This window comes from Escherichia sp. WS33 (genome assembly GCF_046486385.1).
In the GTDB taxonomy this organism is placed as follows: Bacteria; Pseudomonadota; Gammaproteobacteria; order Enterobacterales; family Enterobacteriaceae; genus ECMA0423.
On sequence record NZ_JBJQLJ010000023.1, the window covers coordinates 63116 to 76707 of the forward strand.

The window sequence follows — 13592 nt, forward strand, 5'->3', positions numbered from 1 at the left end:
CGTGATTGATAAATCCGCCTTTGTGCATCCAACCGCCATTGTGGAAGAGGGCGCGTCAATTGGCGCGAACGCACACATTGGTCCTTTTTGTATCGTTGGACCCCATGTCGAAATTGGTGAGGGTACCGTACTGAAATCTCACGTTGTCGTGAATGGTCATACTAAAATTGGCCGCGATAATGAGATTTATCAGTTCGCCTCCATCGGCGAAGTTAACCAGGATCTGAAATATGCTGGCGAACCGACCCGTGTGGAAATCGGCGATCGTAACCGCATTCGCGAAAGCGTCACCATTCATCGTGGCACAGTCCAGGGCGGTGGATTGACGAAGGTGGGCAGCGACAACTTACTGATGATCAACGCGCACATTGCGCACGATTGTACGGTAGGTAACCGCTGTATTCTCGCCAACAACGCAACGCTGGCGGGTCACGTATCGGTTGACGACTTCGCGATCATCGGCGGCATGACCGCAGTCCATCAGTTCTGCATCATTGGTGCGCACGTGATGGTTGGCGGCTGCTCCGGTGTGGCGCAGGACGTCCCTCCTTATGTCATTGCGCAGGGTAACCACGCAACGCCGTTCGGTGTCAATATCGAAGGGCTGAAGCGCCGCGGATTCAGCCGTGAGGCGATTACCGCTATCCGCAATGCGTATAAGCTGATTTATCGTAGCGGTAAAACGCTCGATGAAGTGAAACCGGAAATTGCTGAACTGGCGGAAACATATCCGGAAGTGAAAGCCTTTACCGATTTCTTTGCACGCTCAACGCGCGGTCTGATTCGTTAATGACTGAACAGCGTCCATTAACGATTGCCCTGGTCGCCGGAGAAACCTCCGGCGATATCCTGGGGGCCGGTTTAATCCGCGCTCTGAAAGAACGTGTGCCCAACGCCCGCTTTGTTGGTGTTGCCGGGCCACGAATGCAGGCTGAAGGCTGCGAAGCCTGGTACGAAATGGAAGAACTGGCGGTAATGGGCATTGTTGAAGTGCTCGGTCGTCTGCGTCGCTTACTGCATATTCGTGCCGATCTGACAAAGCGTTTTGGCGAACTGAAGCCAGATGTTTTTGTTGGTATTGATGCGCCCGACTTCAATATTACTCTTGAAGGTAACCTCAAAAAGCAGGGTATCAAAACCATTCATTACGTCAGTCCATCCGTCTGGGCGTGGCGACAGAAACGCGTTTTCAAAATAGGCAGAGCCACCGATCTGGTGCTCGCATTTCTGCCTTTCGAAAAAGCGTTTTATGACAAATACAATGTACCGTGCCGCTTTATCGGTCATACCATGGCTGATGCCATGCCGTTAGATCCAGATAAAAATGCCGCCCGTGATGTGCTGGGGATCCCTCACGATGCCCACTGCCTGGCGTTGCTACCGGGGAGCCGTGGCGCAGAAGTTGAAATGCTTAGTGCCGATTTCCTGAAAACGGCCCAGCTTTTGCGCCAGACATATCCGGATCTCGAAATCGTGGTGCCACTGGTGAATGCCAAACGCCGCGAGCAGTTTGAACGCATCAAAGCTGAAGTCGCGCCAGACCTTTCAGTTCATTTGCTGGATGGGATGGGCCGTGAGGCGATGGTCGCCAGCGATGCGGCGCTACTGGCGTCGGGTACGGCAGCCCTGGAGTGTATGCTGGCGAAATGCCCGATGGTGGTGGGATATCGCATGAAGCCTTTTACCTTCTGGTTGGCGAAGCGGCTGGTGAAAACTGATTATGTCTCGCTGCCAAATCTGCTGGCGGGCAGAGAGTTAGTCAAAGAATTATTGCAGGAAGAGTGTGAGCCGCAAAAACTGGCTGCGGCGCTGTTACCGCTGTTGGCGAACGGGAAAACCAGCCACGCGATGCACGATACCTTCCGTGAACTGCATCAGCAGATCCGCTGCAATGCCGATGAGCAGGCGGCACAAGCCGTTCTGGAGTTAGCACAATGATCGAATTTGTTTATCCGCACACGCAGCTGGTTGCGGGTGTGGATGAAGTCGGACGCGGGCCGTTAGTTGGCGCGGTCGTCACCGCTGCGGTGATCCTTGACCCGGCGCGCCCGATTGCCGGGCTGAATGATTCCAAAAAGCTGAGCGAAAAACGCCGTCTGGCGCTCTATGAAGAGATCAAAGAGAAAGCGTTGAGCTGGAGTCTGGGCCGCGCGGAACCCCACGAAATCGACGAGCTGAACATTCTTCATGCGACCATGCTGGCGATGCAGCGTGCCGTCGCTGGGCTGCATATTGCGCCGGAATATGTGTTGATTGATGGTAACCGCTGCCCGAAATTACCGATGCCTGCGATGGCTGTGGTGAAAGGCGATAGCCGCGTACCGGAAATCAGTGCCGCGTCTATCCTGGCGAAAGTGACGCGTGACGCCGAAATGGCGGCGCTGGATATTGTTTTCCCGCAATATGGTTTTGCCCAACACAAAGGGTACCCAACCGCTTTTCATCTGGAAAAACTGGCTGAACACGGCGCGACCGAACACCATCGGCGCAGCTTTGGGCCTGTCAAACGCGCACTGGGACTTGCGTCCTGATTCTTGTGTCGAGATTAAGTAAACCGGAATCTGAAGATGTCTGAACCACGTTTCGTACACCTGCGGGTGCACAGCGACTACTCGATGATCGATGGCCTGGCCAAAACCGCACCGCTGGTAAAAAAGGCGGCGGCGTTGGGTATGCCAGCACTGGCGATCACCGATTTCACCAACCTTTGCGGTCTGGTGAAGTTCTACGGAGCGGGACATGGCGCAGGGATTAAGCCTATCGTCGGGGCAGATTTTAACGTCCAGTGCGACCTGCTGGGTGATGAGTTAACCCACCTGACGGTACTGGCGGCGAACAATACCGGCTATCAGAATCTGACGTTGCTGATCTCAAAAGCGTATCAGCGCGGGTACGGTGCCGCCGGGCCGATCATCGATCGCGACTGGCTTATCGAATTAAACGAAGGGTTGATCCTTCTTTCCGGCGGACGCATGGGCGACGTCGGACGCAGTCTTTTGCGTGGTAACAGCGCGCTGGTAGATGAGTGTGTCGCGTTTTATGAAGAACACTTCCCGGATCGCTATTTTCTCGAGCTGATCCGCACCGGCAGGCCGGACGAAGAAAGCTATCTGCACGCGGCGGTGGAACTGGCGGAAGCGCGCGGTTTGCCCGTCGTGGCGACCAACGACGTGCGCTTTATCGACAGCAGCGACTTTGACGCACACGAAATCCGCGTCGCGATCCACGACGGCTTTACCCTCGACGATCCTAAACGCCCGCGTAACTATTCGCCGCAGCAATATATGCGTAGCGAAGAGGAGATGTGTGAGCTGTTTGCCGACATCCCCGAAGCCCTTGCCAACACCGTTGAGATCGCCAAACGCTGTAACGTAACCGTGCGTCTTGGTGAATACTTCCTGCCGCAGTTCCCGACCGGGGACATGAGCACCGAAGATTATCTGGTCAAGCGTGCAAAAGAGGGCCTGGAAGAGCGTCTGGCCTTTTTATTCCCTGATGAGGAAGAACGTCTTAAGCGCCGCCCGAAATATGACGAACGTCTGGAGACTGAACTTCAGGTTATCAACCAGATGGGCTTCCCGGGCTACTTCCTCATCGTTATGGAATTTATCCAGTGGTCGAAAGATAACGGCGTACCGGTAGGGCCAGGCCGTGGCTCCGGTGCGGGTTCACTGGTGGCCTACGCGCTGAAAATCACCGACCTCGATCCGCTGGAATTTGACCTGCTGTTCGAACGTTTCCTTAACCCGGAACGTGTCTCCATGCCTGACTTCGACGTTGACTTCTGTATGGAGAAACGCGATCAGGTTATCGAACACGTGGCGGACATGTACGGTCGTGATGCGGTATCGCAGATCATCACCTTCGGTACAATGGCGGCGAAAGCGGTGATCCGCGACGTAGGCCGCGTGCTGGGGCATCCGTACGGCTTTGTCGATCGTATCTCGAAACTGATCCCGCCCGATCCGGGGATGACGCTGGCGAAAGCGTTTGAAGCCGAGCCGCAGCTGCCGGAAATCTACGAAGCGGATGAAGAAGTTAAGGCGCTGATCGACATGGCGCGCAAACTGGAAGGGGTCACCCGTAACGCCGGTAAGCACGCCGGTGGGGTGGTTATCGCGCCGACCAAAATTACCGATTTTGCGCCGCTTTACTGCGATGAAGAGGGCAAACATCCGGTCACCCAGTTTGATAAAAGCGACGTTGAATACGCCGGACTGGTGAAGTTCGACTTCCTTGGTTTGCGTACGCTCACCATCATCAACTGGGCGCTGGAGATGATCAACAAGCGGCGGGCGAAGAATGGCGAGCCGCCGCTGGATATCGCCGCGATCCCGCTGGATGACAAGAAAAGCTTCGACATGCTGCAACGCTCGGAAACCACGGCGGTATTCCAGCTTGAATCGCGCGGCATGAAGGACCTGATCAAGCGTCTGCAACCTGACTGCTTCGAAGATATGATCGCACTGGTGGCGCTGTTCCGCCCAGGTCCGTTGCAATCAGGGATGGTGGATAACTTTATCGACCGTAAACATGGTCGCGAAGAAATCTCCTATCCGGACGTACAGTGGCAGCATGAAAGCCTGAAACCGGTACTGGAGCCAACCTACGGCATCATCCTGTATCAGGAACAGGTCATGCAGATTGCGCAGGTGCTTTCTGGTTATACCCTCGGTGGCGCGGATATGCTGCGTCGTGCGATGGGTAAGAAAAAGCCGGAAGAGATGGCTAAGCAGCGTTCTGTATTTGCTGAAGGTGCAGAAAAGAACGGAATCAACGCCGAACTGGCGATGAAAATCTTCGACCTGGTGGAGAAATTCGCGGGTTACGGATTTAACAAATCGCACTCTGCGGCCTATGCTTTGGTGTCATATCAAACGTTATGGCTGAAAGCGCACTATCCGGCGGAGTTTATGGCGGCGGTAATGACCGCCGATATGGACAACACCGAGAAGGTGGTGGGCCTGGTGGATGAGTGCTGGCGGATGGGGCTGAAAATCCTGCCACCAGATATAAACTCCGGTCTTTACCATTTCCACGTCAACGACGACGGCGAAATCGTGTATGGTATTGGCGCCATCAAAGGGGTAGGTGAAGGTCCGATTGAGGCCATCATCGAAGCCCGTAATAAAGGCGGCTACTTCCGCGAACTGTTTGATCTCTGCGCCCGTACCGACACCAAAAAGTTAAACCGGCGGGTGCTGGAAAAACTGATCATGTCCGGGGCGTTTGACCGTCTTGGGCCACACCGCGCGGCGCTGATGAACTCGCTGGGTGATGCGTTAAAAGCGGCAGATCAACACGCGAAAGCGGAAGCTATCGGTCAGGCCGATATGTTCGGCGTGCTGGCCGAAGAGCCGGAACAAATTGAACAATCCTACGCCAGCTGCCAACCGTGGCCGGAGCAGGTGGTATTAGATGGGGAACGTGAAACGTTAGGCCTGTACCTGACCGGACACCCTATCAACCAGTATTTAAAAGAGATTGAGCGTTATGTCGGAGGCGTAAGGCTGAAAGACATGCACCCGACAGAACGTGGTAAAGTCATCACGGCTGCGGGGCTCGTTGTTGCCGCGCGGGTTATGGTCACCAAGCGCGGCAATCGTATCGGTATCTGCACGCTGGATGACCGTTCCGGGCGGCTGGAAGTGATGTTGTTTACTGACGCCCTGGATAAATACCAGCAATTGCTGGAAAAAGACCGCATACTTATCGTCAGCGGACAGGTCAGCTTTGATGACTTCAGCGGTGGGCTTAAAATGACCGCTCGCGAAGTGATGGATATTGACGAAGCCCGGGAAAAATATGCTCGCGGGCTTGCTATCTCGCTGACGGACAGGCAAATTGATGACCAGCTTTTAAACCGACTCCGTCAGTCTCTGGAACCCCACCGCTCTGGGACAATTCCAGTACATCTCTACTATCAGAGGGCGGATGCACGCGCGCGGTTGCGTTTTGGCGCGACGTGGCGTGTCTCTCCGAGCGATCGTTTATTAAACGATCTCCGTGGCCTCATTGGTTCGGAGCAGGTGGAACTGGAGTTTGACTAATACAGGAATACTATGAGTCTGAATTTCCTTGATTTTGAACAGCCGATTGCAGAGCTGGAAGCGAAAATCGATTCTCTGACTGCGGTTAGCCGTCAGGATGAGAAACTGGATATTAACATCGATGAAGAAGTGCATCGTCTGCGTGAAAAAAGCGTAGAACTGACGCGTAAAATCTTCGCCGATCTTGGTGCATGGCAGATTGCGCAACTGGCACGCCATCCACAGCGTCCTTATACCCTGGATTACGTTCGCCTGGCATTTGATGAATTTGACGAACTGGCTGGCGACCGCGCGTATGCAGACGATAAAGCTATCGTCGGTGGTATCGCCCGTCTCGATGGTCGTCCGGTGATGATCATTGGTCATCAAAAAGGTCGTGAAACCAAAGAAAAAATTCGCCGTAACTTTGGTATGCCAGCGCCAGAAGGTTACCGCAAAGCACTGCGTCTGATGCAAATGGCTGAACGCTTTAAGATGCCAATCATCACCTTTATCGACACCCCGGGGGCTTATCCGGGCGTGGGCGCAGAAGAACGTGGTCAGTCTGAAGCCATTGCACGCAACCTGCGTGAAATGTCTCGCCTCGGCGTACCGGTAGTTTGTACGGTTATCGGTGAAGGTGGTTCTGGCGGTGCGCTGGCGATTGGCGTGGGCGATAAAGTGAATATGCTGCAATACAGCACCTATTCCGTTATCTCGCCGGAAGGTTGTGCGTCCATTCTGTGGAAGAGCGCCGACAAAGCGCCGCTGGCGGCTGAAGCGATGGGTATCATCGCTCCGCGTCTGAAAGAGCTGAAACTGATCGACTCCATCATCCCGGAACCGCTGGGTGGCGCTCACCGTAACCCGGAAGCGATGGCGGCATCGTTGAAAGCGCAACTGCTGGCGGATCTGGCCGATCTCGATGTGTTAAGCACTGAAGATTTAAAAAATCGTCGTTATCAGCGCCTGATGAGCTACGGTTACGCGTAATTCGCAAAAGTTCTGAAAAAGGGTCACTTCGGTGGCCCTTTTTTATCGCCACGGTTTGAGCAGGCTATGATTAAGGAAGGATTTTCCAGGAGGAACACATGAACATCATTGCCATTATGGGACCGCATGGCGTCTTTTATAAAGATGAGCCCATCAAAGAACTGGAGTCGGCGCTGGTGGCGCAAGGCTTTCAGATTATCTGGCCACAAAACAGCGTTGATTTGCTGAAATTTATCGAACATAACCCTCGAATTTGCGGCGTGATTTTTGACTGGGATGAGTACAGTCTCGATTTATGCAGCGATATCAATCAACTTAATGAATATCTCCCGCTTTATGCCTTCATCAACACCCACTCGACGATGGATGTCAGCGTGCAGGATATGCGGATGGCGCTCTGGTTTTTTGAATATGCGCTGGGGCAGGCGGAAGATATCGCCATTCGTATGCGTCAGTACACCGACGAATATCTTGATAACATTACACCGCCGTTCACGAAAGCCTTGTTTACCTACGTTAAAGAGCGGAAGTACACCTTTTGTACGCCGGGGCATATGGGCGGCACCGCATATCAAAAAAGCCCGGTTGGCTGCCTGTTTTATGATTTTTTCGGCGGGAATACCCTCAAGGCTGATGTCTCTATTTCGGTCACCGAGCTTGGTTCGTTGCTCGACCACACCGGGCCACACTTGGAAGCGGAAGAGTACATCGCGCGGACTTTTGGCGCGGAACAGAGTTATATCGTTACCAACGGAACATCGACGTCGAACAAAATTGTGGGTATGTACGCCGCGCCATCCGGCAGTACGCTGTTGATCGACCGCAATTGTCATAAATCGCTGGCGCATCTGTTGATGATGAACGATGTAGTGCCAGTCTGGCTGAAACCGACGCGTAATGCGTTGGGGATTCTTGGTGGGATCCCGCGCCGTGAATTTACTCGCGACAGCATCGAAGAGAAAGTCGCTGCCACCACGCAGGCACAATGGCCGGTTCATGCGGTGATTACCAACTCCACCTATGATGGCTTGCTCTACAACACCGACTGGATCAAACAGACGCTGGATGTCCCGTCGATCCACTTCGATTCCGCCTGGGTGCCGTACACCCATTTTCATCCGATCTACCAGGGGAAAAGTGGTATGAGCGGCGAGCGTGTTGCGGGAAAAGTGATCTTCGAAACGCAATCGACCCACAAAATGCTGGCGGCGTTATCGCAGGCTTCGCTGATCCACATTAAAGGCGAGTATGACGAAGAGGCGTTTAACGAAGCCTTTATGATGCATACCACCACCTCGCCCAGTTATCCCATTGTTGCTTCGGTTGAGACGGCGGCGGCGATGCTGCGTGGTAATCCGGGCAAACGGCTGATTAACCGTTCGGTGGAGCGGGCGCTGCATTTTCGCAAAGAGGTCCAGCGGTTGCGGGAAGAGTCTGACGGTTGGTTTTTCGATATCTGGCAACCGCCGCAGGTGGATGAAGCCGAATGCTGGCCCGTTGCGCCAGGCGAACAGTGGCACGGCTTTAACGATGCGGATGCCGATCATATGTTTCTCGATCCGGTTAAAGTCACTATTTTGACACCGGGGATGGACGAACAGGGCAATATGAGTGAGGAGGGGATCCCGGCGGCGCTGGTGGCAAAATTCCTCGACGAACGTGGGATCGTAGTAGAGAAAACCGGCCCTTATAACCTGCTGTTTCTCTTTAGTATTGGTATCGATAAAACCAAAGCAATGGGATTATTGCGTGGGTTGACGGAATTTAAACGCTCTTACGATCTCAACCTGCGGATCAAAAATATGCTACCCGATCTCTATGCTGAAGATCCCGATTTCTACCGCAATATGCGTATTCAGGATCTGGCGCAAGGGATCCATAAGCTGATTCGTAAACACGATCTTCCCGGTTTGATGTTGCGGGCATTCGATACTTTGCCGGAAATGATCATGACGCCACATCAGGCATGGCAGAGACAGATTAAAGGTGAAGTAGAAACCATTGCGCTGGAACAACTGGTCGGTAGAGTATCGGCAAATATGATCCTGCCTTATCCACCGGGCGTACCGCTGTTGATGCCAGGAGAAATGCTGACCAAAGAGAGCCGCACGGTACTCGATTTTCTACTGATGCTTTGTTCCGTAGGGCAACATTACCCCGGTTTTGAAACGGATATTCACGGCGCGAAACAGGACGAAGACGGCGTTTACCGCGTACGAGTCCTAAAAATGGCGGGATAACTTGCCAGAGCGGCTTCCGGGCGAGTAACGTGCTGTTAACAAATAAAGGAGACGTTATGCTGGGTTTAAAACAGGTTCACCATATTGCGATTATTGCGACGGATTATGCGGTGAGCAAAGCTTTCTACTGCGATATTCTTGGTTTCACGCTGCAAAGCGAAGTCTATCGCGAAGCGCGCGACTCGTGGAAAGGGGATTTGGCGCTTAATGGGCAATATGTGATTGAGCTTTTCTCTTTTCCGTTCCCGCCGGAGCGCCCCAGCCGACCGGAAGCTTGCGGCCTGCGTCATCTGGCTTTTAGCGTTGATGACATCGATGCGGCAGTGGCGCACCTTGAAAGCCATAACGTGAAGTGTGAAGCCATCCGTGTCGATCCATACACGCAAAAACGCTTCACCTTCTTTAACGATCCGGACGGGCTGCCGTTGGAACTGTATGAGCAGTAAGGCTTGTCATCGCCGCATTTGCCCGGTAACGTGCCGGGCATTGCTACTGTAAAATCGCACCATCATGACACTCACGCTCAATAGACAACTTCTCACCTCACGCCAGATTCTGGTGGCCTTTAGCGGCGGGCTTGACTCCACCGTTCTGCTGCATCAGTTGGTGCAGTGGCGGACGGAAAATCCGGGCGTCACTCTGCGCGCTATTCATGTGCATCACGGTTTAAGTGCCAATGCCGATGCCTGGGTTACGCATTGCGAAAACGTCTGCCAACAGTGGCAGGTGCCGCTGGTGGTCGAACGCGTACAACTTGCGCAAGAGGGGCTGGGGATTGAGGCCCAAGCGCGGCAGGCGCGTTATCAGGCATTTGCCCGTACCCTATTGCCCGGCGAAGTGCTGGTCACCGCGCAACATCTCGACGATCAATGTGAAACCTTTCTGCTGGCGCTAAAACGCGGTAGCGGCCCTGCCGGGCTTTCGGCTATGGGGGAAGTCTCGGAGTTTGCCGGAACACGGCTTATCCGCCCGTTGCTTGCCCGCACGCGGGGGGAACTGGCGCAGTGGGCATTGGCGCATGGTTTACGCTGGATTGAAGACGAAAGTAATCAGGACGACTCATACGATCGTAACTTTCTGCGCCTGCGTGTAGTGCCGTTATTGCAGCAGCGTTGGCCGCATTTTGCCGAAGCAACGGCCCGCAGCGCCGCACTTTGTGCTGAACAAGAGAGTCTGTTGGATGAACTGCTGGCGGATGATTTAGCACACTGCCAAACGTCGCAGGGGACGCTGCAGATTGCGCCAATGCTAGCGATGAGTGATGCCCGTCGCGCGGCGATTATCCGCCGCTGGCTGGCAGGGCAGAATGCACCGATGCCTTCCCGCGACGCGCTGGTGCGGATCTGGCAGGAAGTGGCGCTGGCGCGGGAAGATGCCTCCCCCTGTTTACGCTTGGGCGCGTTTGAAATCCGCCGATATCAGTCGCAACTGTGGTGGATTAAATCCGTCACCGGGCAAAGTGAAACCATTGTGCCGTGGCAGACGTGGCTACAACCGCTGGAATTACCGGCGGGGCTGGGAAGCGTACAGCTTACTGCGGGAGGCGATATTCGCCCTCCGCGTGCAGACGAAGCGGTCAGCGTGCGTTTCAAAGCGGCAGGATTGCTGCATATTGTCGGGCGCAACGGCGGACGTAAGCTGAAGAAAATCTGGCAAGAGTTAGGCGTGCCGCCGTGGCTACGTGACACCACGCCACTGCTGTTTTATGGCGAAACGCTGATTGCGGCGGCAGGGGTATTTGTGACGCAAGAAGGTGTGGCTGAAGGTGAGAATGGCGTAAGTTTTGTCTGGCAGAAAACGCTTAGTTAAGTGAAAGCCGGATAAGACGCATCAAACGTCGCATCCGGCGAAAGTCAATCAGGACTCGCTCACCACCACCGTACCGATTTCCGGGTGGCTAAAGCTGGTAATTTTATCCAGACGTAGCTCACGGGTTTCGCCAGCGGCCTCGACGACCAGATACTCCACATTTTTGCGGGAGACTAAATCGCTGGCTTTTGCCTGCAATTTTTCGCCATCTTTCAGCTCAAGTGTCAGCATTAAATGATGCTGGCAGGCGAGCTCAAGATTATCGTAATCATCACAATTGATTGGTTGATACGTATCATTCATTGACATAATCGCTCACCAGTAAGTTTGCCGCAGCGTATGCTGCTTTTTCCCTGACAGCCTCAGAAAGGGCGTCGTCGGCAGCCATTTCATTCAGCACTTTCAAAACGCAGCCCAGCGCGTCCGGAACGTATCCTAAGTCTCCGCTGGCGATTTCCGCGTACCGCTTGCGTATTAACTCACAATATTTTTCCACATGCCCTCCTGTCAGCACTCTGACTTAACCGTGGATGCAAGTCTAAGCCTACGAAGATAAACTCTGTTTCGCAAGGTGACTATACCACACTCATTTCTGCAATATCAGCGCCGCAACTGCACGTATTCCGTTACAATGGCCTCCTGATTCGAAAGGAGTTTTCTTATGGCGCTTAAAGCGACAATTTATAAAGCGACGGTTAATGTGGCCGATCTCGACCGCAACCAGTTTCTCGATGCCTCTCTGACGCTGGCGCGCCACCCTTCAGAAACCCAGGAGCGTATGATGCTGCGCTTGCTGGCGTGGCTGAAATATGCTGATGAACGTCTGCAATTTACCCGTGGTTTGTGTGCCGATGATGAGCCGGAAGCGTGGCTGCGTAACGATCACCTGGGCATTGATTTGTGGATTGAGCTGGGGCTGCCGGATGAGCGGCGGATTAAGAAAGCCTGCACCCAGGCCGCAGAAGTGGCGCTGTTTACCTATAATAGTCGGGCGGCGCAAATCTGGTGGCAGCAAAATCAGAGCAAATGTGTGCAGTTTGCCAATCTTTCCGTCTGGTATCTGGACGATGAACAACTGGCGAAAGTAAGCGCCTTTGCCGATCGTACCATGACGCTGCAGGCAACGATTCAGGATGGCGTGATCTGGTTATCGGACGATAAGAATAATCTGGAAGTTAACTTAACCGCCTGGCAACAACCTTCATGATTGTGATTTCCCGACATGTTGCTATTCCCGATGGTGAGCTTGAGATCACCGCCATTCGTGCGCAGGGCGCGGGCGGGCAGCATGTTAATAAGACCTCAACGGCCATTCATCTGCGTTTTGACATTCGGGCGTCCAGCCTGCCAGAGTATTACAAAGAGCGTCTACTCGCCGCCAGCCATCATTTGATCAGCAGTGATGGCGTGATTGTCATTAAGGCACAGGAATACCGCAGTCAGGAACTGAACCGCGAAGCCGCGCTAGCCCGGCTGGTGGCAGTGATTAAAGATTTAACAACAGAACAAAAAGCCCGACGACCCACGCGGCCCACCCGTGCATCGAAAGAGCGCAGGCTGGCATCGAAAGCACAAAAATCAAGCGTGAAGGCGATGCGCGGCAAAGTACGCAGCGGTCGGGAATAAAAAGAAGGAATAGATGGTGAAAAAAGCGATAGTGACAGCGATGGCTGTAATCAGCCTCTTTACTCTGATGGGATGTAATAACCGGGCCGAAGTCGATACGCTTTCTCCAGCACAGGCTGCCGAACTGAAACCGATGCCGCAAAGTTGGCGCGGCGTGCTGCCGTGTGCTGATTGCGAAGGAATCGAAACCTCTCTGTTCCTCGAAAAAGACGGAACATGGGTGATGAATGAGCGTTATCTCGGTGCTCGTGAAGAACCTTCCTCCTTCGCTTCCTACGGTACATGGGCGCGAACCGCTGACAAGCTGGTATTAACCGACAGCAAAGGTGAAAAGTCATATTATCGGGCGAAAGGCGATGCGCTGGAGATGCTCGATCGTGAAGGCAATCCGATTGAATCGCAGTTCAACTATACGCTGGAACCGGCACAATCTAGTTTACCTATGACGCCGATGACCCTGCGAGGCATGTATTTTTATATGGCTGATGCGGCGACCTTCACTGATTGCGCGACCGGAAAACGTTTCATGGTAGCGAATAACGCAGAGCTGGAGCGTAGCTACCTGGCTGCGCGCGGTCACAGTGAAAAACCGGTGTTACTGTCAGTAGAAGGTCACTTTACGCTTGAGGCTAATCCGGATACTGGTGCGCCAACCAAAGTATTAGCGCCCGATACGGCGGGTAAATTTTACCCGAATAAGGATTGCAGTAGTTTGGGGCAGTAAACCTGCTTAAGGCAGAAACAAACGCAAAATTGCCTGATGCGCTGCGCTTATCAGGCCTTGTATTATCCCTCCAGTGCAGAGAAAATCGGCCAGTTTTCTCTGCCTGCAGTCCGCATGCCGTATCGGGCCTTGGGTTCTAACCTGTTGCGTAGATTTATGCAGCGGACTGCC

13 protein-coding genes are annotated in these 13592 nt (G+C 53.7%); 11 read left to right on the top strand and 2 right to left on the bottom strand.

The annotated features are described in order from the left end of the window. The first annotated feature begins 1 nt into the window (after position 1). The 8 genes from lpxA to tilS all read left to right on the top strand — a co-directional run bounded on the left by lpxA (position 2) and on the right by tilS (position 11071). Positions 2-790 (top strand): acyl-ACP--UDP-N-acetylglucosamine O-acyltransferase, encoded by a 789-nt coding sequence (gene lpxA, locus ACJHXA_RS17685; RefSeq protein ID WP_000565966.1) that lies wholly within the window; start codon positions 2-4, stop codon positions 788-790. Continuing rightward, entirely contained in the window at positions 790-1938 is a 1149-nt protein-coding gene (gene lpxB / locus ACJHXA_RS17690; protein ID WP_000139667.1) for a lipid-A-disaccharide synthase, read from the top strand. Before lpxA ends, lpxB begins: the two co-directional genes overlap by 1 nt. After that, positions 1935-2531 (top strand): ribonuclease HII, encoded by a 597-nt coding sequence (rnhB, locus tag ACJHXA_RS17695; RefSeq protein ID WP_000569430.1) that lies wholly within the window; start codon positions 1935-1937, stop codon positions 2529-2531. The genes lpxB and rnhB overlap by 4 nt, the downstream gene beginning before the upstream one ends. 36 nt (positions 2532-2567) lie before the next feature. Next, positions 2568-6050 (top strand): DNA polymerase III subunit alpha, encoded by a 3483-nt coding sequence (gene dnaE / locus ACJHXA_RS17700; RefSeq protein WP_103262133.1) that lies wholly within the window; start codon positions 2568-2570, stop codon positions 6048-6050. 12 nt (positions 6051-6062) lie between these two features. Then, positions 6063-7022, top strand: a complete 960-nt coding sequence (gene accA / locus ACJHXA_RS17705; protein ID WP_000055741.1) for an acetyl-CoA carboxylase carboxyl transferase subunit alpha — start codon at positions 6063-6065, stop codon at positions 7020-7022. A 98-nt stretch (positions 7023-7120) separates the two neighbouring features. After that, positions 7121-9262 carry a lysine decarboxylase LdcC gene (gene ldcC, locus ACJHXA_RS17710; RefSeq protein ID WP_001020973.1) on the top strand — a complete coding sequence of 714 codons (2142 nt, stop codon included), beginning with the start codon at positions 7121-7123 and terminating at the stop codon, positions 9260-9262. Between the two features lie 56 nt (positions 9263-9318). Continuing rightward, positions 9319-9708, top strand: coding sequence for a VOC family protein (locus tag ACJHXA_RS17715; protein ID WP_000901098.1), 390 nt, complete (start codon positions 9319-9321; stop codon positions 9706-9708). Positions 9709-9772: 64 nt separating this feature from the next. After that, positions 9773-11071 carry a tRNA lysidine(34) synthetase TilS gene (gene tilS, locus ACJHXA_RS17720; protein WP_000176578.1) on the top strand — a complete coding sequence of 433 codons (1299 nt, stop codon included), beginning with the start codon at positions 9773-9775 and terminating at the stop codon, positions 11069-11071. Between the two features lie 48 nt (positions 11072-11119). Here the strand turns inward: tilS and rof are convergent, their stop codons facing one another. Both rof and ACJHXA_RS17730 read right to left on the bottom strand, forming a co-directional pair. Continuing rightward, on the bottom strand, positions 11120-11380 hold the full coding sequence (rof, locus tag ACJHXA_RS17725; RefSeq protein WP_000062312.1) for a Rho-binding antiterminator: 261 nt from the start codon (positions 11378-11380) through the stop codon (positions 11120-11122). Then, positions 11367-11567, bottom strand: a complete 201-nt coding sequence (locus ACJHXA_RS17730; protein ID WP_000417058.1) for a YaeP family protein — start codon at positions 11565-11567, stop codon at positions 11367-11369. Before ACJHXA_RS17730 ends, rof begins: the two co-directional genes overlap by 14 nt. A gap of 165 nt (positions 11568-11732) precedes the next feature. On the opposite strand from ACJHXA_RS17730, the gene ACJHXA_RS17735 reads away from it, so the two are divergent. The 3 genes from ACJHXA_RS17735 to nlpE are packed head-to-tail and all read left to right on the top strand — an operon-like array spanning position 11733 to position 13421. Beyond that, positions 11733-12278 (top strand): YaeQ family protein, encoded by a 546-nt coding sequence (locus ACJHXA_RS17735; RefSeq protein WP_001185290.1) that lies wholly within the window; start codon positions 11733-11735, stop codon positions 12276-12278. Beyond that, on the top strand, positions 12275-12697 hold the full coding sequence (gene arfB / locus ACJHXA_RS17740; RefSeq protein ID WP_000635545.1) for an alternative ribosome rescue aminoacyl-tRNA hydrolase ArfB: 423 nt from the start codon (positions 12275-12277) through the stop codon (positions 12695-12697). Before ACJHXA_RS17735 ends, arfB begins: the two co-directional genes overlap by 4 nt. Positions 12698-12710: 13 nt before the next feature. After that, the gene (gene nlpE, locus ACJHXA_RS17745; protein ID WP_000239192.1) at positions 12711-13421 is read left to right on the top strand and encodes an envelope stress response activation lipoprotein NlpE; all 711 of its coding nucleotides are present in this window, start codon (positions 12711-12713) and stop codon (positions 13419-13421) included. Positions 13422-13592 lie beyond the last annotated feature (171 nt).

Bases quoted from the DNA above. Each gene is read 5' to 3' on its own strand.
- lpxB (WP_000139667.1), top strand. From the start codon at position 790: ATGACTGAACAGCGTCCATTAACGATTGCCCTGGTCGCCGGAGAAACC.
- rof (WP_000062312.1), bottom strand. From the start codon at position 11,380: ATGTCAATGAATGATACGTATCAACCAATCAATTGTGATGATTACGAT.
- tilS (WP_000176578.1), top strand. From the start codon at position 9,773: ATGACACTCACGCTCAATAGACAACTTCTCACCTCACGCCAGATTCTG.
- ACJHXA_RS17715 (WP_000901098.1), top strand. From the start codon at position 9,319: ATGCTGGGTTTAAAACAGGTTCACCATATTGCGATTATTGCGACGGAT.
- rnhB (WP_000569430.1), top strand. From the start codon at position 1,935: ATGATCGAATTTGTTTATCCGCACACGCAGCTGGTTGCGGGTGTGGAT.
- accA (WP_000055741.1), top strand. From the start codon at position 6,063: ATGAGTCTGAATTTCCTTGATTTTGAACAGCCGATTGCAGAGCTGGAA.
- nlpE (WP_000239192.1), top strand. From the start codon at position 12,711: ATGGTGAAAAAAGCGATAGTGACAGCGATGGCTGTAATCAGCCTCTTT.
- ACJHXA_RS17735 (WP_001185290.1), top strand. From the start codon at position 11,733: ATGGCGCTTAAAGCGACAATTTATAAAGCGACGGTTAATGTGGCCGAT.
- ldcC (WP_001020973.1), top strand. From the start codon at position 7,121: ATGAACATCATTGCCATTATGGGACCGCATGGCGTCTTTTATAAAGAT.
- arfB (WP_000635545.1), top strand. From the start codon at position 12,275: ATGATTGTGATTTCCCGACATGTTGCTATTCCCGATGGTGAGCTTGAG.
- dnaE (WP_103262133.1), top strand. From the start codon at position 2,568: ATGTCTGAACCACGTTTCGTACACCTGCGGGTGCACAGCGACTACTCG.